12 protein-coding genes, 1 pseudogene and 1 riboswitch are annotated in these 19,130 nt (G+C 72.2%); of the genes and pseudogenes, 8 read left to right on the forward strand and 5 right to left on the reverse strand.

Features of this window, described 5'->3' with window-relative positions:
• Positions 1–98 precede the first annotated feature (98 nt).
• Both ACQEVC_RS14075 and ACQEVC_RS14080 read right to left on the reverse strand, forming a co-directional pair.
• The gene (locus ACQEVC_RS14075; RefSeq protein WP_432877038.1) at positions 99–2,069 is read right to left on the reverse strand and encodes an ArnT family glycosyltransferase; all 1,971 of its coding nucleotides are present in this window, start codon (positions 2,067–2,069) and stop codon (positions 99–101) included.
• Positions 2,066–3,013: a glycosyltransferase family 2 protein gene (locus ACQEVC_RS14080; RefSeq protein ID WP_432877040.1), complete on the reverse strand. Its 948-nt coding sequence runs from the start codon at positions 3,011–3,013 to the stop codon at positions 2,066–2,068. Before ACQEVC_RS14080 ends, ACQEVC_RS14075 begins: the two co-directional genes overlap by 4 nt.
• Before the next feature lie 292 nt (positions 3,014–3,305).
• Between ACQEVC_RS14080 and ACQEVC_RS14085 the strand changes: the two genes are divergently transcribed.
• Entirely contained in the window at positions 3,306–4,253 is a 948-nt protein-coding gene (locus ACQEVC_RS14085; protein WP_432891370.1) for an aldo/keto reductase, read from the forward strand.
• A gap of 90 nt (positions 4,254–4,343) precedes the next feature.
• Here the strand turns inward: ACQEVC_RS14085 and ACQEVC_RS14090 are convergent, their stop codons facing one another.
• From ACQEVC_RS14090 to ACQEVC_RS14100, 3 genes are all read right to left on the reverse strand, one after another.
• Complete coding sequence (locus ACQEVC_RS14090; RefSeq protein ID WP_432877043.1) at positions 4,344–5,351, reverse strand: DUF559 domain-containing protein; 1,008 nt, start codon at positions 5,349–5,351, stop codon at positions 4,344–4,346.
• 308 nt (positions 5,352–5,659) lie between these two features.
• The gene (locus ACQEVC_RS14095) at positions 5,660–6,181 is read right to left on the reverse strand and encodes a hypothetical protein (RefSeq protein WP_432877045.1); all 522 of its coding nucleotides are present in this window, start codon (positions 6,179–6,181) and stop codon (positions 5,660–5,662) included.
• Between the two features lie 339 nt (positions 6,182–6,520).
• Complete coding sequence (locus tag ACQEVC_RS14100) at positions 6,521–12,397, reverse strand: ThuA domain-containing protein (protein ID WP_432877047.1); 5,877 nt, start codon at positions 12,395–12,397, stop codon at positions 6,521–6,523.
• 432 nt (positions 12,398–12,829) lie between these two features.
• Positions 12,830–12,940, forward strand: a riboswitch (TPP riboswitch).
• Positions 12,941–12,943: 3 nt separating this feature from the next.
• Between ACQEVC_RS14100 and thiE the strand changes: the two are divergent.
• The 7 genes and pseudogenes from thiE to thiC form a co-directional block, all read left to right on the forward strand.
• Positions 12,944–13,552: pseudogene (thiE, locus tag ACQEVC_RS14105) on the forward strand (thiamine phosphate synthase); the annotation flags it as partial.
• Positions 13,553–13,770: 218 nt separating this feature from the next.
• Positions 13,771–14,892 (forward strand): glycine oxidase ThiO, encoded by a 1,122-nt coding sequence (thiO, locus tag ACQEVC_RS14110; RefSeq protein ID WP_432891373.1) that lies wholly within the window; start codon positions 13,771–13,773, stop codon positions 14,890–14,892.
• Positions 14,893–14,902: 10 nt separating this feature from the next.
• On the forward strand, positions 14,903–15,103 hold the full coding sequence (gene thiS / locus ACQEVC_RS14115; RefSeq protein WP_318395929.1) for a sulfur carrier protein ThiS: 201 nt from the start codon (positions 14,903–14,905) through the stop codon (positions 15,101–15,103).
• 5 nt (positions 15,104–15,108) lie between these two features.
• Complete coding sequence (locus tag ACQEVC_RS14120; RefSeq protein WP_432877051.1) at positions 15,109–15,906, forward strand: thiazole synthase; 798 nt, start codon at positions 15,109–15,111, stop codon at positions 15,904–15,906.
• Positions 15,903–16,640, forward strand: coding sequence for a thiamine phosphate synthase (locus ACQEVC_RS14125; protein ID WP_432877054.1), 738 nt, complete (start codon positions 15,903–15,905; stop codon positions 16,638–16,640). Before ACQEVC_RS14120 ends, ACQEVC_RS14125 begins: the two co-directional genes overlap by 4 nt.
• Positions 16,637–17,518 carry a bifunctional hydroxymethylpyrimidine kinase/phosphomethylpyrimidine kinase gene (gene thiD / locus ACQEVC_RS14130; RefSeq protein ID WP_432877058.1) on the forward strand — a complete coding sequence of 294 codons (882 nt, stop codon included), beginning with the start codon at positions 16,637–16,639 and terminating at the stop codon, positions 17,516–17,518. Before ACQEVC_RS14125 ends, thiD begins: the two co-directional genes overlap by 4 nt.
• A gap of 2 nt (positions 17,519–17,520) precedes the next feature.
• The gene (thiC, locus tag ACQEVC_RS14135) at positions 17,521–19,113 is read left to right on the forward strand and encodes a phosphomethylpyrimidine synthase ThiC (RefSeq protein WP_432877061.1); all 1,593 of its coding nucleotides are present in this window, start codon (positions 17,521–17,523) and stop codon (positions 19,111–19,113) included.
• Positions 19,114–19,130 lie beyond the last annotated feature (17 nt).

Consider the following 19,130-nt stretch of genomic DNA (forward strand, 5'->3'; position numbering starts at 1 on the left):
TGGCGTGGGATCGGGAACCGGGTGGCGTGGGGTTGGGAGCCGGGTGGCGTGCGATCGGGAACCGGGTGGCGTGGGGTTGGGAACCGGGTGGCGCGGGATCAGGAATCAGCGGCGCTGATGAGCACAGCGACCGGAAAGAGCGCGTACGGCCCGTCCCGCGCCACGGCCCGCGCCTCGACCGACTCGGGCAACCAGTCCGGGCGTTTGTGCAGGTTGACCAGGACCAGGTCCTCGGGGCGGGTCGGCTCGGTGTGCAGCGTCGTGGCGGTGAGCAGCCGGGGCTTCAGCCGCCAGTAGTAGGCGAGCCACCGTGCACTGGTCGCGCCCGTGCCGGCGACCCAGGCGTACCGCTGACCGGCCGGTGGCGGATGCCCAGCCACGAGCCGGCCGGCCTGGGCCGGTTCGTCCAGCAGCCGCTGCCGGTCCGGCCCGAGGACCAGCACCCCGAGGTACGCCCCGAGCGCCGTCCCGACCAGCGCTGCCGCGGTTACCCGGACCCGCCGACCCGCCAGCCACCTCCTGGTCCGGACGAACCGACGCACCGCGGCCGGCATCCCGGCGATCCGCTCACCCATCGGCCGGAGGTCGCCACCGTCCTCCGGGTGACCTCCGAACTCGCCCTTCCGGGTGTACACGTCGAGTCCGTCCCCCCGGCCGGAGACGTCAAGTCCACCCGCCCGGGAGACGTCAAGTCCACCCGCTCGGGAGACGTCAAGTCCACCCGCTCGGGAGACGTCAAGTCCACCCGCTCGGGAGACGTCAAGTGCGTCCCCTCGGGAGACGTCGCGCCCGTCCCCTCGGGAGACGTCGCGTGCGTCCCCTCGGGCGTACGCGCCGAACCCGTTCCCCCGGCCGGAGACGTCGAGCCCGTCGAGCCTGTCGCCGGTCCGGCCGGTGAGCCGGGCCGCGAGCCGGTCCAGCAGCACGCCCATCCCGACGAGCCCGACCACCAGCATCGGATAGGACCAGTACGAGTGCACGAAGGCACCGTTGCTCAGCCCGAGGATCCAGGCACCGGTGAACGCGACCGCCATCGCCAGGTAGACCCGGGTACGCCGGTCCAGCAGCCCGACGACCGCACCGATCGGCAGCGCGCCGATGTACCAGAGCGGCAGCAGGTCGTACGCGTACTGCCACTGCCGGCGGAGGAACTGCCGCACGGTGTAGCCGCCACCGGTACTGCGCAGCTCGGCCTGCCCGCCGAGCACGTTCATCCCGGTCACCCCGACCACGAAGGCGAGGCTGATCGCCACCCCGGCCAGCATGCTCGCGCCGACCAGGACCGTCACCCGGTCGACCCGGCGGGCCGCCAGCAGCCACAGCCCGAGTACGGCGGCGAACCCGACACCGGGCCAGGAGACCAGGGTGGTGAGCAGTGCGGCGACGCAGGCCCCGGCGACGAGCCGGCGGGACGGATCGGGTCGGGCGCGCAGCCGTACCACCAGGGCGGAGAGGGCGAGGATCGGCCCCAGATCGAACATCAGCGGGCTGTAGACCCAGTAGAAGGGGGTGGCGACCATCAGGCCGAGCGCCAGCAGGGTTGCCGACCAGCGCAGGCCGAGCCCGCGCAGCAGCGCGGCGCCGGCCGGGATGATCAGCAGGGCCAGCAGGTACGCCGGAAGCCACACCTGGTGCTCGCCGTCGCTCGGCAGCAGGCCGGTCAGCGCGGTGAGCAGGTTGAACAGCGGCGGGTGGTGCGCGTACGGCGTCGAGGCGTACGGGAGCCAGTCGGCACCGAAGTGCGAGCCGAGGATGCCCTGTTCCTGGAGGTTCCGTAGCTGCAGCGCGTACCGGCCGATGATCCGGCCCAGGTGGTTGTCGCCGAACGGCATGCCGAGCAGCGGGATCCAGGTCAGCGCGACGATGCCGGTGATCGCGGCGACGCCGGCCCAGCCCCGGCGCTCGACCCGGCGCAGGTCCGCCCCGGACGGGTCGTCGGCCGGCACCTCCGGCTCCCCGACCGGCGCCGCCGGCCTGCTCTCGCGTACCCGGGCGACCGTGTCCCGGACCCGGAGGCCGATGCCCCGGACCCGGAGCAGCCCTTCGGCGGCCCCCACCGCCTCGTTCACGAGCGGTTTCCGGGCGGCCAGTCGATTCTGGACCGCACGATGAGGTCGGCGAGCAGCGCCACCGCGCCGACGATCAGGCCGGCACAGAGCAGCAGTACGGTGTTGGTCGCGATCCGCACCGGATGCGCGACCAGGTCGTAGACGACCTTCCCGGAGCCGACGGCGAGCAGCAGCAGCGACGGCGGCATCAGCACCTTGAGCGGGTTGAAGTACATCACCATCCGGAGCACCTGGAGGAAGTAGCGGTAGGCGTCCCGGACGAAGTGGAACTTCGACGAGCCCGACCGGCGGGCGTAGGAGATCGGCACGTAGTGCACGTCGTGCTGGTTGTGCAGGAAGGCCATCGTGATGGTGGTGACGCAGGAGAAGCCGGGCGGGAGCAGCCGGAGGTAGGGCAGCGACACGTCCCGACGGAACGCCCGCAGCCCGGAGTTGAGGTCGGGGATGCGGGTGCCGGCCAGTCGTTCGGCGATCTTGCGGATGAGCCACTTCGCCGGTACCCGGAGGAACTTGTGGCTGCCCTGCTCACTCGTGCGGGCGCCGACGACCTGGTCGACATGCGGATCCCGGAGCAGCAGCCGGACGAACTCCGGGATCCGTTCGTTGGGATAGGTCATGTCCGCGTCGGTCCACACCACGATGGCGCCGCGGGCCTGTTCCGTGCCGATCCGGCGCGCGGTGCCGGAACCGCCGTTGCGGTGGAACGCCAGCAGCCGGAGCCGGGGGAATCGGCCGGTCGCCTCGCGCAGGATCTCCAACGTGTTGTCGGTGGAGGCGTCGTCGATCGCCAGCAATTCGTAATGTAGACCGCTGGCGTCCATTGCCGCGCAGATGCGCTCGATCTCCGCCAGTACGTGCGCCTGCTCGTTGTAGCAGGGCAGCACGACAGTCACCTCGATCGGCGCGTTGCTCTCCCTGCTGACCTGGGAGGGAACGACGGACATCTCCGTGCCGGGCCGGTCGAATCGGCCGTTCACCGCCATGTGAACCCGCCTTTCGACGCCTCGCGCGGCGACCGTGAACGGCATGGGGTTATCGCAGAGGTCGCCGTATCCGTGCCCACGATATAGCAGTTTCCGGCGTACGCGCGCGACGCGCCAGTAAGCCAGTCGATTTCACAGATGTGAATCGACGTCGAATCATTTTCTGAAATGGTCGTCCGCTGCCCGGGTGAGCGGAGTCCGGTGCGGATTCTCGGGCCGGCGCCGGCGGCATAGGGTTGATCTCGTGACTGAGATGACCTACCGCCGGTTGGGCGACTCCGGGCTCGTGGTGTCCGTCGTCGGGATCGGGTGCAACAACTTCGGCCGCAAGCTCGACGCCGCCGGCACCCGTTCCGTGGTCGACGCGGCCCTCGACGCCGGCATCAACTTCTTCGACACCGCCGACATCTACGGCGAGCCGCACGGCGGGTCGGAGGAGCAACTCGGTGCCGCGCTGCGCGGCCGGCGGGACGACATCGTACTGGCGTCCAAGTTCGGCATGAGCATGTCGGGGATGAACGGTCCTGACCACGGCGCCCGGGGCGCCCGGCGCTACGTCGCACGGGCGGTCGAGGCGTCCCTGCGCCGGCTGGGCACCGACTACATAGACCTCTACCAGATGCACGAGCCGGACCCGGGTACGCCGATCGACGAAACGTTGAACGCGCTCGACGACCTGGTCCGAGCCGGCAAGGTGCGCTACCTCGGCAACTCCAACTTCGCCGGCTGGCAGATCGCCGACGCGGCCTGGACGGCGCGTACCGGGGGCCGCACGCCCTTCATCAGCGCGCAGAACGAGTACAGCCTGCTGAACCGGGCCGTGGAGACCGAGGTCGTGCCGGCCGCCCAGCGCTTCGGGCTCGGCCTGCTGCCGTTCTTCCCGCTCGCCGACGGGCTGCTCACCGGCAAGTACAAGCGGGGGGCGCAGCCGCCGTCGGACAGCAGGCTCGCCGGCCCGAACCCGAGGTACGCCGCCCGGCTCGCCTCCGCACCGTGGGACACCATCGAGGCGCTGGAGAAGTACGCGGCCGAGCGCGGCCGTTCCCTCCTGGACGTGGCGATCGGCGGCCTGGCCGCCCAGCCGGCGGTGACCTCGGTGATCGCCGGTGCCACCACCCCCGAGCAGGTACGCGCCAACGCCAACGCCGGCCGCTGGCAGCCCACCCCCGACGACCTCACCGCCCTCCGCGCCCTGCTCTGACCCGGCCCCGGCCCCCGCCCCCGGCCCCCGGCCCCGGTCTGCCGGAGTTCACGCTGCCGACCTGGACATCAGAGGCGTTACCCGAAGCGGTTAACGCCTCTGACGTCCAGGTGAGTGGATGTCAGGACCGGCGGAGCGTTCTGGACCGGCGGAGCGTTCTGGACCGGCGGAGCGTTCTGGACCGGCGGAGCGTTCTGGACCGGCGGAGCGTTCCCGGACGGCTTGGGCCACCTGGGCGACGAGTCGGGCCGGGTGGCGCAGGACATCGTCGGCGGTGAAGCGGAGCACGGCCCAGCCGGCGGCGCGGAGGTCGTTCAACCGGGCGACGTCCTGGCGGAAGTGCGCCCGCTCGCGGTGGTGGTCGCCCTCGTACTCCAGGGCGATCCGCAGCCGTGGATACGCCAGGTCCACCCGGCCGACGAACCGGCCCCGGGCGTCGTACACGTCGTGCTGCGCCGCCGGCACCGGCAGGCCGGCGTCGATGAGCAGGAGCCGGAGCCGGGTCTCCATCGGCGACTCGCTGAGTGGTTCCGCCAGGCCGAGTACCTCACGCAGCAGCGGTACGCCGGGCCAGCCCGGACGTGCGGCGAGATAGTCGGTGAGCGCGGCGGTCTTCACCAGCCGGCGGTTCAGCAGTGCGTCCACCGCCACCACCGCCTCGGTACGCGGCGGCTTCCGCCCCAGGTCGAACGTGGTACGCAGCGGCGTGGTGACCGGCAGTCCACCGAACCGGGTCACGTCGTCGGGCGAGAGTTTCGCGAGCGTGTAGCGAACCTGTGGCTGTCGGCGGGGCCGGACGACGCCCGGCACCAGCACGGTGACCGGGGCGCCTCGGGGGAGCAGGTGGACGCCCCACAGGTGTGCGGCGCTCAGCCCGCCGATGGCGCCGCCCGGCGGCAGGGTGAGCGCGACCGCGTCGCACCACATCCGGTGGTCGTCCTCCCGATAACCGTCGCGGTGCACGTAGACGTCGGGGAGTAGCCGGTGCCATGCCGGTCCACGCAGCATGCTGCGGGTGACCAGCCCCTCCGCCACGGCCGCCCGGGCGGAGAACGGCAGGAAAGCCAACCGCGCCGGTACCCGGGGACGACGAGGCATCGCACCAGCCTGCCGCAACCCCCGCCGCTCCGCTGCCCCGTCCACCACCAACGCCACCCTCACGCCGCTCCGCTGCCGAACGCCGCTGCGGAACCCCGTTGCCGAGCGGCGTTGCCGAACCCCGTTGCCGAGCGGCGGTGCCGAGCGGCGGTGCCGAGTGGCGGTGCCGAGCGGCGGTGCCGAGCGGCGGTGCCGAGTGGCGGTGCTGTGCCGTCCACCTGGACATCAGAGGCGTTACCCGAAGCGGTTAGCGCCTCTGATGTCCAGGTCAGTGATGCGGCGATTAGGTGCGGTCGACGCGCGAGGGGTTAGGCGCGGCGGCGGGTGCGTACCAGGAGGGCGCCGACGGTGGCGGTGGCGCCGAGCGCCACTGCGGCCCCGGCCACCCACCACAGCCAGGTGGTGGTACCGGCCGGATCCGGTGCGCCGGCCGCACCCGGCGTGGGCGCGGGTGGGGCGCCCTGGGCGGCACGGGCCTGCACGACCACGCGTACCTCGGCCGGGTTCGGCTTCGGCGCGGTGACCGTCACCTGCCAGGGGCCGGGGGTGAGGACCGGCCCGGTGCTGTAGAAGCCCTCGCCCTCGCCGGCCGGGTTGAGCTGGAGCGGGCCGACCGTCCGGCCGCCCTCGGCAGTGGCGGTCAACACCAGCCGTACCCCGTTGTCCACCGGATGGCCGTCCTGGTAGCTGGCCTGCACGGTCACCCCGGTCGCGCCGTCGCCGGCGACGGCAAGCTTGATCTTGCCGCCGTGCGCGGCGGCCGGTGCCGCCGGGACCAGCCCGACGGCGAGGAAGAGGGCGCAGAGCAGTGGTACGAGTTGCCGGGCCACCGGTTGTCGCGTCGATGAGCGCCGCGCCGCTGGTTGCCGCGCCGCTGGTTGTCGCGTCGCTGGTTGTCGCGCCGCTGGTTGTCGCGTCGCTGGTTGTCGCGTCGATGGGCGCCGGGCCGCTGGTTGTCGGGCGGCTGGGCGCCGGGCGGCTGGTTGTCGGGCCGCTGGGCGCCGGGCGAACCGTGCCGGCGTCGGCGCGGCCGGCCACCGGGGCGTTGTCGGGGGTCGACGTCGCATTCGGGGTACTCCTTCCCGGCGGATCGTCCGCCGGACGGGTACGGGGGCGGCCGCCGAATGGTGACCGCCCCCGCGCTTACCTGACGTGCCGAACTTCCCGGGTCAGAGCTTTCCGCCCCGCTTCACCCGGGTCGGGTCCTCGACCAGCCGGCCGGTGCCCTGCACCGACTTGCCGTCGTTGGCCCTGACTCCGGAGGCGCTCGGGCTGCCGCCCAACCGGACGATCATCGCGTCGGCGTCCCGGATCAGCACGTCCCGGATCTCCGCCTCGGTGACCAGCCCGGTGTCCGCGGCGAGCGCCTTGAACTGACCGAGCTGCTTGATCGCCCTGTCGTCGTTGCCGTTCGCCTCGGCCTGGCGGACCGTGTCGAGCTTGCCCGACAACTGCTTGTGCGCCTTGGTCGACAGCCGACTCGTCGCCTTGAACCGGTCCAGCAGCATCTGCATGTCCCGGAACGAGGTGGTGACGAAGAACCGTACGGTCGAGGTCGTCACGTTCCCGGCCTTGTCCGTCGCGGTCACGGTCAGCTCGTGCAGGCCGAGCGGCAGCTCGTACATCGCCTGCAGGGTGTTCGGCTGGTACGGGCGGCCGTCCAGTGTGCCGACCGTCGCCTTGATGCCGGAGGTCGGGTCGACCGCCGACCAGTTCACCCGGACGTCCTGGCTGTCGCCGTAGAGCTGTCCGTCGGCCAGCCCGGAGACCAGCACGGTCGGCTTCGCACCGTCGATCTTCAGGATCGCCGACTTGAGCGTCTCGGCGTTCCCGGCACCGTCGGTGGCCCGGTAGAGCAGCTCGTGCTGCCCGTCCCCGGTCACGTTCACCGGCTCGGTGTACGCCGTCCAGGCGCCGCCGTCGAGCGACCACTCCAGCTTGGCCACTCCAGCACCGGCGTCGGTCGAGGCCAGCGTCACCGGGATGGTGCCGTTGTGCCAGCCGTCGTCGGTCGGCGGGGCGAACGCGGCGGTGCTGACCGGCGCGGTGGCGTCGATCTTCACCTCGACCGACTTCGCCTCCTCGACGTTGCCCGCCTCGTCCACCGAACGGAACCGCACGGTGTGCTGCCCGTCCCCGGCGACCAGCACCGGCTCCGAGTACGCGCTCCAGGTCGTCGCGGTGTCGAGCTGGTATTCGGTGCGGGCCACCCCGCTGCCCCCGGCGTTGTCGGTGGCGGCGAGGGTCACCGTGACCGGGCCGGTGTACCAGCCACCGGTCGGGGTCCCCGACACGGTGGCGGTGGTCACCGGGGCCGCCTCGTCGACGGCTTCCGTGCTGAGCCGGAAGTAGTCGAACGAGACTGTCTTCGACGCGGTTTGCGCCGCACCGAGGCTGAACAGACCGATCCGCGGCGTGGCACCCACCGCGGCGTTGGTCAGCGGTGCCAGCTCCGTCCAGGTCGTCCCGTCCGCCGAGTACGCCGCCGTGTAGGCGTTACCCGACTTCGCCAGTCGCAGGTGCCACACCGACTCGGTGAGGTCGGTGACCTGCGGCTGCGGGTCCTGCACGGCTGCGCCGATCTCGCTGCGGAACTCGATCCGCCGCGCCACCGGCTGGCCCACCTGGTTGTCGGCGATGAAGTCGAACTTCAGGTAGTTGTCGTCGTCGCCGTAGACGATCAGGCCGGCCTGCTGGTACTGCTCGTTCAGCCTGCCGCCGTCGACCTTCGTCTGGATCGTCCAGTCACCCTCGGGGGCGGTCTGGAGCACGAAGTTCGTCGGCCCGGTGTTGTTGCCGGTGTAGATGTCGCCGTTCGGCACGTCGATGTGCAGCGCGCCGTCGGCGACCCGGTACGCCGCCGGGTCCTCCCGGACGATCCCGTCCCACCGGCACTTGTCCAGCGCGGTCCCGGTGAACTCGTCGTTCGGGGTCATCTCGCCGGCCGGCTCGTCCGGGGTGATCTGGAACCAGTCGAAGCTGGCGTCCACCACCGGTGCGGTGCTGCCACCGTTCAGCGCGAACAGCCCGACCTTCGGGTTGTCGATGCCGGCCAGCGCCGCCGACCGGCCGACCGGGGTGAAGGTCTGTCCGTCGGCCGAGTACGCCGCGGTCAGGTTCACGCCGTCGCCGGTCAGCCGCAGGTAGATCGAGTCACCGGCCGGTGCGGCCGCCGAGTCGCCGCTCTCGTTGCGCGGGGTGCCGGCGGTCTCCCGGATGAACTCGACCCGCCGGCTGCCGCCGTACAGCAGGTCCAGCTTGGCGTAGTTGTCGTCGTCGCCGTAGACGATCAGGCCGGCCTGCTGGTAGTCGGCGACCGCCGCCAGGCTCAGCTTGGTGGTGGCCTGCCAGCTACCGCTCGGCGCCGGTTGCAGCACGACGTTGGTGGCGTCGTTGCGAGCGCCGTAGAGGTCGCCGACCGAGGTGGGCAGGACGAGGGAGCCGCCCCGTACACCGTAGAGCTGGTTTTCCCGGACCACCGTCGACCAGCGGGCCTTGTCCAGCTCGCCGCCGGTGAAGTCGTCCGAGCGGGCCCCGAAGCACGAGGTGTTCGGCGCCTCCACCTTGACGGTGACCGTGGCGTACGCGGCTGCGCCGCGCGCGTCGGTAACGGTCAGGGTCGCGGTGAACGTCCCCGGGGCGGTGTACGTGTGCGTGGCGTCCAGGGTGGTCGCCGTGCCCCCGTCCCCGAAGTCCCAGGCGTACGTCAGCGGGTCGTCGCCCTCGGCGTCGCTGGCGGTGCCGTCGAAGCTCACCGCGACCGGCGCGGTGCCGGTGGTCGGGGTGGCGGTGGCGGTCACCGTCGGCGGCGCGTTGTCGGTGACGCCGCGACCGAGGAAGTCGACCCAGTTGACGTTGAGGATCGCACCCGTGCCGGTGGCCCCGACCGGGTTGCGCGCCACGAAGAACAGGGGACCACTTGACGTGCTCGGGGTCGCCAGCTCGGCCGTGGCGTTGGTGAACGTCTGCCAGCCGCCGGTGTCCGGCACGGTGGCGGTGGCCAGCACCGGTCCGTCGGCCGCACCGGACCGTACCTCGATCCGGGCGCCGCCGCCGGCCGAGGAGGCCCGGAACCGGAACCCGGTGATACCGGTCAGGTTTGTCGGGTCGAAGGTCCAGTAGTCGCCGTCCTCGATCCAGCCGATGTTCTCGAAGCCGCCCTCGACGTCGGTGGTGGCCTGGGTCTGCACGCCCGGGTCGCCGCCGCCGACCGCGCCCGGCGCCCGGCCGGTCGCCGAGTAGTACTCGGCCTGCTTCCGTTTCGGCTGCAACTGCTCGATCGCCCGGCCGGTCAGCGGGTTGGAGTCGCCGGCCCCGCCGCCGTCGGTGTAGGTGGCCTCGAAGACCGCGAACACGTTGGCGTCGGCGCCGTGGCTGGCGGCGAGCGCGGTCTGCACCGACCCCTCGCAGCCGAACTGCTCGCCCATCGGGTGGGCGTGCTCGTCGTGGCCGAGGAACGACTGGAGCTTCACCTTGGTGCAGTCGATCTTCCCGTCCTCCGGGTCGGTCACCTTGACCGTGTACTTCACCTGGTCGCCCCAGTCGAAGAACCCGCCGTCCGGCGGGAACTCGATGGTCACCGTCGGGGCGGTGTTGCCGACCGTCACCGGTACGTTCGCCACCGCCGTCCGGCCGGTGTCGTTGGTGACGGTGAGCTGGGCGGTGTAGTTGCCGGCCGCCGGGTAGGTGTGCGTCGGGTTCGGCTCGGTCGAGGTGCCGCCGTCGCCGAACGTCCAGGCGTAGCTGATCGGACCGCCGTCCGGGTCCCGGGAGCCCTCGCTGGAGAAGTCCACGGTCAGCGGGGCGGGCCCGGAGGTGGGATTGGCGGTCGCGACCGCGATCGGCGCCCGGTCACCCGCGATGTACTCGATCCGGTACACCCCGGAGTTGTCGTTGTTGCCGCCGAAGCCGCTGCCCCACTCGATCAGGTACAGCGCGCCGTCCGGGCCGAACTCGAAGTCCATCGGCCGGATGAAGGTCATTCCGGTGAGCAACTGGTTGATGTCCACCAGGGACTTTCCGTCCTCGGCGACCTGGAAGGCGTACATCTTGTTCTGGTTCCACTCGCCGAACATCGCCTTGCCGTCGTAGTACGCCGGCCACTTGCGCTCGGACGGATTCTCCGGGTCGTACCGGTAGACCGGGCCGCCCATCGGGGCACCGCCGCCGCCGATCTCCGGGAAGAGCGGGTTGCCGCTGTAGTCGTAGTCGACGGTGGCCGGGATCGCCGGGGGCAGGTTGGTCAGCCCGGTGTTGTTCGGCGAGTTGTTCACCGGCGCGGCGCAGTCGAACTTCGCCCCGCTCGGCCCGGACGGGAACTGGTAGTCGTTGTACGCGTAGTTCGCGCCGTGGCAGTACGGCCAGCCGTAGTTGCCGGCCTGCCCGACCGCGTTCCACTCGACCGTCCCCTCCGGACCCCGGTCCGGGTTCGCCGCTCCGGCGTCCGGGCCGTAGTCGGCCACGTAGAGGGTGTTCGTCAACGGGTCGATGCCGATCCGGAACGGGTTCCGGAAGCCCATCGCGTAGATCTCCGGCCGGGTCTTCTCGGTGCCCGGCGCGAAGAGGTTGCCCTGCGGGACGGTGTACGTCCCGTCGTCCTCCGGGTGGATCCGCAGCACCTTGCCGCGCAGGTCGTTGGTGTTGCCGGAGCTGCGCTGCGCGTCGAAGTCCTGCCGGCCCGGCCGCTCGTCGATCGGGGTGAACGAGTTCGACTCGAACGGGTTGGTGTTGTCGCCGGTGGCCAGATAGAGGTTGCCGGCGCTGTCGAACGTCATGCTGCCGCCCGCGTGGCAGCAGGTGTTCCGCTGCGTCGTCACCTGGAGCACGATCTTCTCGCTGGCCAGGTCGAGGGTGTCACCGACGACGGTGAACCGGGACAGGTAGTTGCGGGCCGCGCCGCCGTTCGGGGCGTAGTAGAGGTACACCCACTTGTTGGTGGCGAAGTCCGGGTCCAGCCGGATGCCGATCAGCCCGTCCTCGTTGCCGGTGAAGACGTCGAGGTCGGCGGCGGTGACCGTGGTGCCGGTGTCCGGCTTGATGATCTGGACCCGGCCGTCCCGTTCGATGTAGAAGACCCGCCCGTCGGCGGCGACGTCCAGCTCCATCGGGTTGTTGGTGTTGCTGTCCAGGGTGATCTTCTCGAAGCTGCTGGTCAGCGAGGCGGAGCAGTCGGCCTCGACGGCACCGGCCGCGGTCCGGATGCCACCGAGCAGGTGGTCCAGGAACTCCGGTTCGGCGTACGACTGCTGGGTGTGGCCGCCGGCCGTGTACCAGGCCTGGCCGCCGTCGTAGTCCTGGCACCAGGCGAACGGGTGGTCGGCACCCATCGCCCCGGCGCCGGGGGCGTAGCTGGTCTCGTCCAGCGAGGCGAGTACGTGCACGTCGCCGCGCGGGTTGTCGCGGAAGTTGTACCACTCGTCGTACCGGGACCACTGCGCCGGCAGGTCGTTCGTGGACTCGTGCGCGTGGTCCTCGACCTTGATGGTGGCCTGCTGGTTGGCCGGGTGCGAGGCGAAGTACGCCCCGACCAGCTCGCCGTACCAGGGCCAGTCGTACTCGGTGTCCGAGGCGGCGTGCACCCCGACGTACCCGCCACCGGCCTGGACGTAGCGCTCGAAGGCGGCCTGCTGCTCCGCGTTCAGCACGTCGCCGGTGGTGGAGAGCCAGATCACCGCCTGGTACTTGCCGAGGTTGGCGTCGGTGAACGCCGCCCCGTCCTCGGTCGCGTCGACGGTGAACCCGTGCTCCGCACCGAGCTGCTGGATGGCGGCGATGCCGGCCGGGATGGAGTCGTGCCGGAAGCCGGCCGTCTTGGAGAAGACCAGCACACTGAAGGTTTCGGCCTCGGGAGCCGGTTCAACCGCCGGTGCCTTCTTGACCGGTGCCAGGGCCTGGGGCAGGACCGCCGGGGCGGCCGAGGCCGGGGTGGCGGTCAGCGCGGTCGTGCCGAGGAGCACGGCCGTGACGGCGCCGACCAGGCCGCGAAGGAGTCTGCGATGGGGTTGCGGGGGGTGCGATGCGCCGCCGGAGCGGCCGGGACTGGACACGGAGGATCTCCTTGGTCCGGTGAGGACAGGGGGATCCCGGGTCGGTACGCCGAAGACCGCCACGGGGGGTGGAGGTACGCCCGAAGCTCGCCGAAGCGCCGGTCGTCGAATTTTGCCTTGTGGTTGAACAAATTAGGGCCGGCTGCTGGCCGCTCGGAATAAGGCGGTGAGGTTAATTCGGGTAACGGTTGTGTAACGAGCGCGAATGATCCGGATGGGACAGACATTTCCGCCAGCCGCCAGCCGCCAGCCGCCAGCCGCCAGCCGCCAGCCGCCAGCCGCCAGCCGCCAGCCGCCAGCCGCCAGCCGTCGGCCGCCAGCCACCAGCCGCCGGTCACCGGGTCCGGAACGGCGGTACGTGGTCGAGTGTTGACACTGTGCGATTTGTCACGGCCCTTTACGGACCCGTGACCAGGCGCGTACGCTCGCCGACAAGTAACCCACGGGAGCCCGGTAGACCGGGCTGAGAGGGGGGCTGTCGAGCCCCCGACCGTCGAACCTGATCCGGGTAATGCCGGCGCAGGGAGGAGCGTTGCCGTGCTACACATCGGACGACTTCACCTCATCACCGACACCCGGCCGGGGCGGGACCCGCTCGCGGTGGTCGACGCGGCTCTCTCGGTCGCCGGCCCCGAACTGGTCGTGCAGGTCCGGGTCGAGGACGACATCGACGACCGGACGGCGTACGAGTTGGCCGCCGAGGTCGCCCGCCGGTGTGCCGCCGCCGGGGCGGGCTGCCTGGTCAACGACCGGCTGCACCTCGCGCTGGCCATCGGTGCGGCGGGCGGGCACGTCGGCGCCCGGGACCTGCCGGTCGACGCCGCCCGCCGGGTGCTCGGCCCGACCGCCGTGCTCGGCGCGACCGCCCGGGACCCGGAAACCGGTGCGGCGGCGGTCGCGGCCGGCGCCAGCTACCTCGGCGTCGGCCCCTGCCACGCCACCTCCACCAAGGACGGGCTGCCCGTGCCGATCGGCCCGGAGGGGATCCGCCGGGTCGCCTCCGCGGTGCCGGTACCGGTGATCGCGATCGGCGGGATCACCGCCGAGCGGGTACCCGCGCTGCTGGCCGCCGGGGCGTACGGGGTGGCCGTGGTGGGTGCCGTCTCCGGCGCCGCCGACCCGGCCCAAGCCACCGCCGCCCTCCTCACCGCCCTGCACACCGATCCGCCCCCACCCGATCCGGAACGGGGAACATCGCCGGGGTGGGACCCCCGGCGCGGTTCCCCGCTCTCGGGTCGGGGTGCGGGGGCCCAGGGATGAACCTTTTTCGACCTGGACCGCGCGGCGCCTACGCACCGCGTCCGACCTTGCGGTCCGCCGGACCGCAAGGGGAGGTGGAAAAAGGTTCAACGGTAGGGGGCGGCCGGGCGGACGTGGCGGTGGTGGGCGGTGGGCCCATCGGGCTCGCCGTCGCCTGGCGCTGCGCCGCCCGGGGCATGCGGGTCAGCGTGTACGACGCCACGCCCGGCTCGGGCGCCTCCGACGTGGCGGCCGGAATGCTCGCCCCGGTCGCCGAGACCTACTTCGGCGAGCGGGTGCTGACCGGACTGCTTGTCGAGTCCGCCGCCCGCTGGCCGGGCTTCGCCGCCGAACTCGCCGAGTACACCGGGCTGGACCTGGGCTACCGGACCGAGGGAACGCTGACCGTCGCGCTCACCTCCGACGACCTGGCCGAGGCGGAACGGCTCTGGACGTACCAGCGGGAGTTGGGGCTGCCGGTGACCCCGCTGCGGCCGGCGGAGCTGCGGGACCGCGAACCGTTGCTGGCCACCCGGCTGCGCGGTGGCGCGCTCGCCCCCGGCGACCACCAGGTCGACCCGCGCCGGCTGGTCGCCGCGCTGCGGGTCGCCGTCGAACGCGCCGGGGTGACCCTGCTGCCCCGGCCGGTCCGGGACCTCACGGAACTGGAGGCGGCGGCGACGGTGGTCGCGGCCGGCTGCGGCACGGCGGCGCTGACCGGCCTGCCGGTCCGGCCGGTGAAGGGGCAGATCCTGCGGCTGCGGGCGCCCGGCGGCGCGACACCCGGCTTCCGGCACGTGATCCGGGGCCACGCCGACGGCCGGCACGTCTATCTGGTGCCCCGGACCGACGGCGAGGTGGTGGTCGGGGCCACCGTCGAGGAGCGCGCCGACCTCGACGTCACCGCCGGAGCAGTACTCGACCTGCTCCGGGCCGCCACCGACGTGATCCCGGAACTGACCGAGTACGAGCTGGTCGAGGCGCGCTCCGGGCTGCGTCCCGGTACGCCGGACAACGCACCACTGCTCGGCCCGCTGCCGGACCGGCCCGAGGTGCTGGTCGCGGCCGGGCACTTCCGGCACGGCATCGTGCTCACCCCGCTCACCGCCGACCTGATCGCCGATCTGCTCGCCACCGGAGTGCCGGATCCGGCGCTCGCGCCGCTGTCGCCGGCCCGGTTCGGCACTCCGGCGACCGGTGCCGGCGGACCGGGGCTCGGCGGGACGCCGGGACCGGACGACGGAACGACCAGGTAGGGAGGACGCGGTGGAGCTGACCGTGAACGGGGTCGAACAGCGGCTGCCCGGCGAGTTGACCGTGGCGGACCTGGTGGAGCAGATCACCAGCGCACACCGGGGCGTGGCGGTCGCGGTGAACGGCGAGGTGGTGCCGCGCGGTGGCTGGCCGGCCCGGCTGCTCCGGGACGGCGACCGGGTCGAGGTGCTGACCGCGGCCCAGGGCGGGTGACCGGCATGTCGTCCGTACTTCCCGATCCCGAACCCGGGTTCGTGCTCGCGGGTGAGAAGTTCGACTCCCGGCTGATCCTCGGCACCGGCGGGGCGACCAGCCCGTACGTCCTGGAGCAGACGATCCGGGCCAGCGGCAGCGAACTGGTCACCGTCTCGCTGCGCCGGATCGACAGCAGCGCCACCATGGGCGGCGGGGTGCTGGAGGTGCTCAACCGGTGCGGCGTACGGCTGCTGCCGAACACCGCCGGATGCCGTACCGCCGCCGAGGCGGTCACCGTGGCGCAGCTCGCCCGGGAGGCGTTCGAGACGTCGTGGGTCAAGCTGGAGGTGATCGGCGACGAGCGGACCCTGCTGCCCGACGCGGTCGAGCTGGCCGCCGCCGCCGAGCGGCTGGTCGCCGACGGGTTCACGGTGCTGCCGTACGTCACCGACGACCCGGTGCTGGCCCGCCGGATGCAGGACCTCGGCTGTGCCGCGGTGATGCCGGCGGGTGCGCCGATCGGCTCCGGGCTGGGCATCACCAACCCGCACAACCTGCGGCTGCTGCGGCAGAACGTGGACGTACCGGTGATCCTGGACGCGGGCGTCGGCACCGCCTCGGACGCGGCCCTGGCGATGGAGCTCGGCTGCGACGCGGTGATGCTGGCCAGCGCGGTGACCCGGGCGGCCGACCCGGTACGGATGGCCACCGCCATGCGGTTCGCCGTCGAGGCCGGCCGGCTGGCCGCCGGTGCGGGACGGATTCCCCGGCGCTTCCACGCCCTGGCCTCCACCCCGGACGAGGGACGGCCCGAGCTGTGATCGGGCCGCGCGGCATCCTGCTGGTCACCGACCGCTGGCAGGCGCACCGACCGCTCGACGAGGTGGTCCGGGCCGCGGTCGACGGCGGGGCCCGGTGGGTGTTGCTGCGGGAGCGGGACCTGCCCCGGCCGGAGCGGCTCGAACTGGCCCGGCGGCTGCGGGCGATTCTCGCCCCGGTGCAGGGCACCCTGCTGGTCGCCGGGCCAGACCCGCTCGACGGTGACGCGGTACACCTGCCGGCCGCCGGCCCGTACCCGCCGCCGGCGCTGCCGCTGGTCGGCCGCTCCTGCCACGACCTGTCCGAGCTGGGCCGGGTCTCCACCGAGGACTATGTGACGCTCTCGCCGGTCTATCCGAGCCCGTCCAAGCCCGGATACGGCCCTCCGCTCGGTCCGGACCGCCTGGCCGGGATGGTTGTGCGCAGCCCGGTGCCGGTGGTCGCGCTCGGCGGTGTCAGTACCCCCGAGCAGGTCGCCGCCTGCCTGGCGGCGGGTGCGGTCGGGGTGGCGGTGATGGGTGCGGTGATGCGCTCGGGCGACCCGGCCGGGCTGGTCCGCGACCTCTGCGCGGCCGCCGACGCGCGCACCGACGCCGTCGAGGTACGGGCCGGTGTCGTCGACGTGCGGGCCGGCGCCGTCGAGGTACGGGCCGGTGTCGTCGACATGCGGGCCGACGCTGTCGACGTGCGGGACGACGGCCGCGCACTGCCGGCCAGCTCGGGGTGGGCGCGGTGACGCCCCCGGTGGTGCTGACCGTGGCCGGCTCGGACTCCGGGGCGGGCGCCGGCATCCAGGCCGACCTGAAGGTCTTCGCCGCGCTCGGCGCCTACGGCACCTCGGTGCTGACCGCGGTCACCGCGCAGAACACCCGTGAGGTACGGGCGGTCTTCCCGGTCTCCGCCGAGATGGTGACCGCACAGTTGCACGCGGTGGTCGAGGATCTGCCTCCGCTGGCGGTGAAGACGGGGATGCTCGGTGACGCGGAGGTCGCGGCTGCGGTGGCCGGGGCGGCCCGGGACGGCCTGCTGCCCAACCTCGTGGTCGACCCGGTGCTCGTCTCGACCAGCGGAGCCCGGCTCGGCGTGGTCGGAGCGATCGAGCGGCTGCTGCCGTACGCCCTGGTGGCGACCCCGAACCGGGCGGAGGCCGCGGCGATCCTCGGCCGTGCGGTCTCCGGCCCGGACGAGATGGCGGAGGCGGCCCGGCAGCTCGCCGCGGGCGGCCCCCGGTACGTGGTGGTGACCGGCGGTGACGTCGACGACTCGGGGCTGGCGGCCGGCGGTGCCGAGGCGTTCGGCGGCGCGGTCGACGCGCTCTGCACCGGTACCGAGGTGCGGCTGTTGCGCCGGCCGTGGGTGCCGACCCGGAACACCCACGGCACCGGCTGTTCGTTCTCCGCCGCGATCGCCGCCCGGCTGGCGCTCGGTGACCAGGTGCCGGACGCGGTGGCCTTCGCCAAGGAGTACGTCACCCACGCGCTGCTCGGCGCCCGCACCTGGTCGTTGGGGAGCGGGCACGGGCCGCTGGACCACTTCGGCTGGTCCGGTGCGGCGGCGGCCGGCGGCAGGTCCGGTCCATCCAGCGGGTCCGGTTCATCCAGCACGAGGAGGTAGTCATGAAGGCTCGTCGCAAGGTGTACGTGACAGGGGCGCGTCCGGACGTCCGGGTGCCGTTCGCGGAGGTCGAGCTGACCGGCGACGAACCGCCGGTACGGCTCTACGACACGTCCGGTCCCGGGTCGGACCCGTCCGAAGGGCTGCCTCCGCTGCGCGGGGCGTGGATCGCGGAACGGGGCGACGTGGCCCCGGTACGCGGTGCCGGGACTCCACTCGCCGGTCGGGACGGCGCCCGGCCCACCCAACTGGGCTACGCCCGGGCCGGGATCGTCACCCCGGAGATGGAGTTCGTGGCGGTCCGCGAGGGCATGCCGGCCGAGGCGGTCCGGGAGGAGATCGCCACCGGCCGGGCGGTGTTGCCGCTCAACGTGAACCACCCGGAGTGCGAGCCGGCGATCATCGGCAAGCGCTTCCTGGTGAAGGTCAACGCCAACATCGGTACCTCGGCGGTGACCTCCTCGATCGCCGAGGAGGTGGAGAAGCTCACCTGGGCGACCCGGTGGGGTGCGGACACCGTGATGGACCTCTCCACCGGCAAGCGGATCCACGAGACCCGGGAAGCGATCATCCGCAACTCCCCGGTGCCGATCGGCACCGTTCCGATCTACCAGGCGCTGGAGAAGGTCGGCGGCGACCCGGTGAAGCTCTCCTGGGAGGTCTTCCGAGAAACGGTGATCGAGCAGGCCGAGCAGGGCGTCGACTACATGACGGTGCACGCCGGGGTACGCCTCGGCTACGTACCGCTGGCGGTCAACCGGGTCACCGGGATCGTCTCCCGGGGCGGCTCGATCATGGCCGCCTGGTGCCTGGCGCACCACGAGGAGAACTTCCTCTACACCAACTTCGCCGAACTCTGCGAGATCCTCGCCCGGTACGACGTCACGTTCTCGCTCGGCGACGGCCTGCGGCCCGGCTCCATCGCGGACGCAAACGACGAGGCGCAGTTCGCCGAGCTGCGTACTCTCGGGGAACTGACCTCGGTGGCCTGGGAGCACGGCGTACAGGTGATGATCGAGGGACCGGGGCACGTGCCGATGCACAAGATCAAGGAGAACGTGGACCTCCAGCAGGAGCTGTGCCACGAGGCGCCGTTCTACACCCTCGGTCCACTGACCACGGACATCGCCCCGGCGTACGACCACATCACCTCGGCGATCGGTGCCGCGATGATCGGCATGTTCGGCACCGCCATGCTCTGCTACGTCACCCCCAAGGAACACCTGGGACTGCCGGACCGGGACGACGTCAAGGCGGGGGTCATCGCGTACAAGATCGCAGCGCACGCCGCAGACCTGGCCAAGGGCCACCCCGGGGCGCAGGCCTGGGACGACGCGCTGTCGAAGGCGCGGTTCGAGTTCCGCTGGGAGGACCAGTTCAACCTGTCGCTGGACCCGGAGACGGCACGGGCGTACCACGACGCCACCCTGCCGGCAACGCCCGCCAAGACCGCGCACTTCTGCTCCATGTGCGGCCCGAAGTTCTGCTCCATGAAGATCACCCAGGAACTGAAGGAGTACGCGGCGCAGGGCATGCAGGAGAAGTCGACCGAGTTCCTGGCCTCGGGCGGCAAGGTGTACCTACCCCTGGCCTGACGGCCCTACCCCGCCCG

This window comes from Plantactinospora sp. CA-294935, assembly GCF_050936445.1.
Taxonomy (GTDB): Bacteria; Actinomycetota; Actinomycetes; order Mycobacteriales; family Micromonosporaceae; genus Plantactinospora.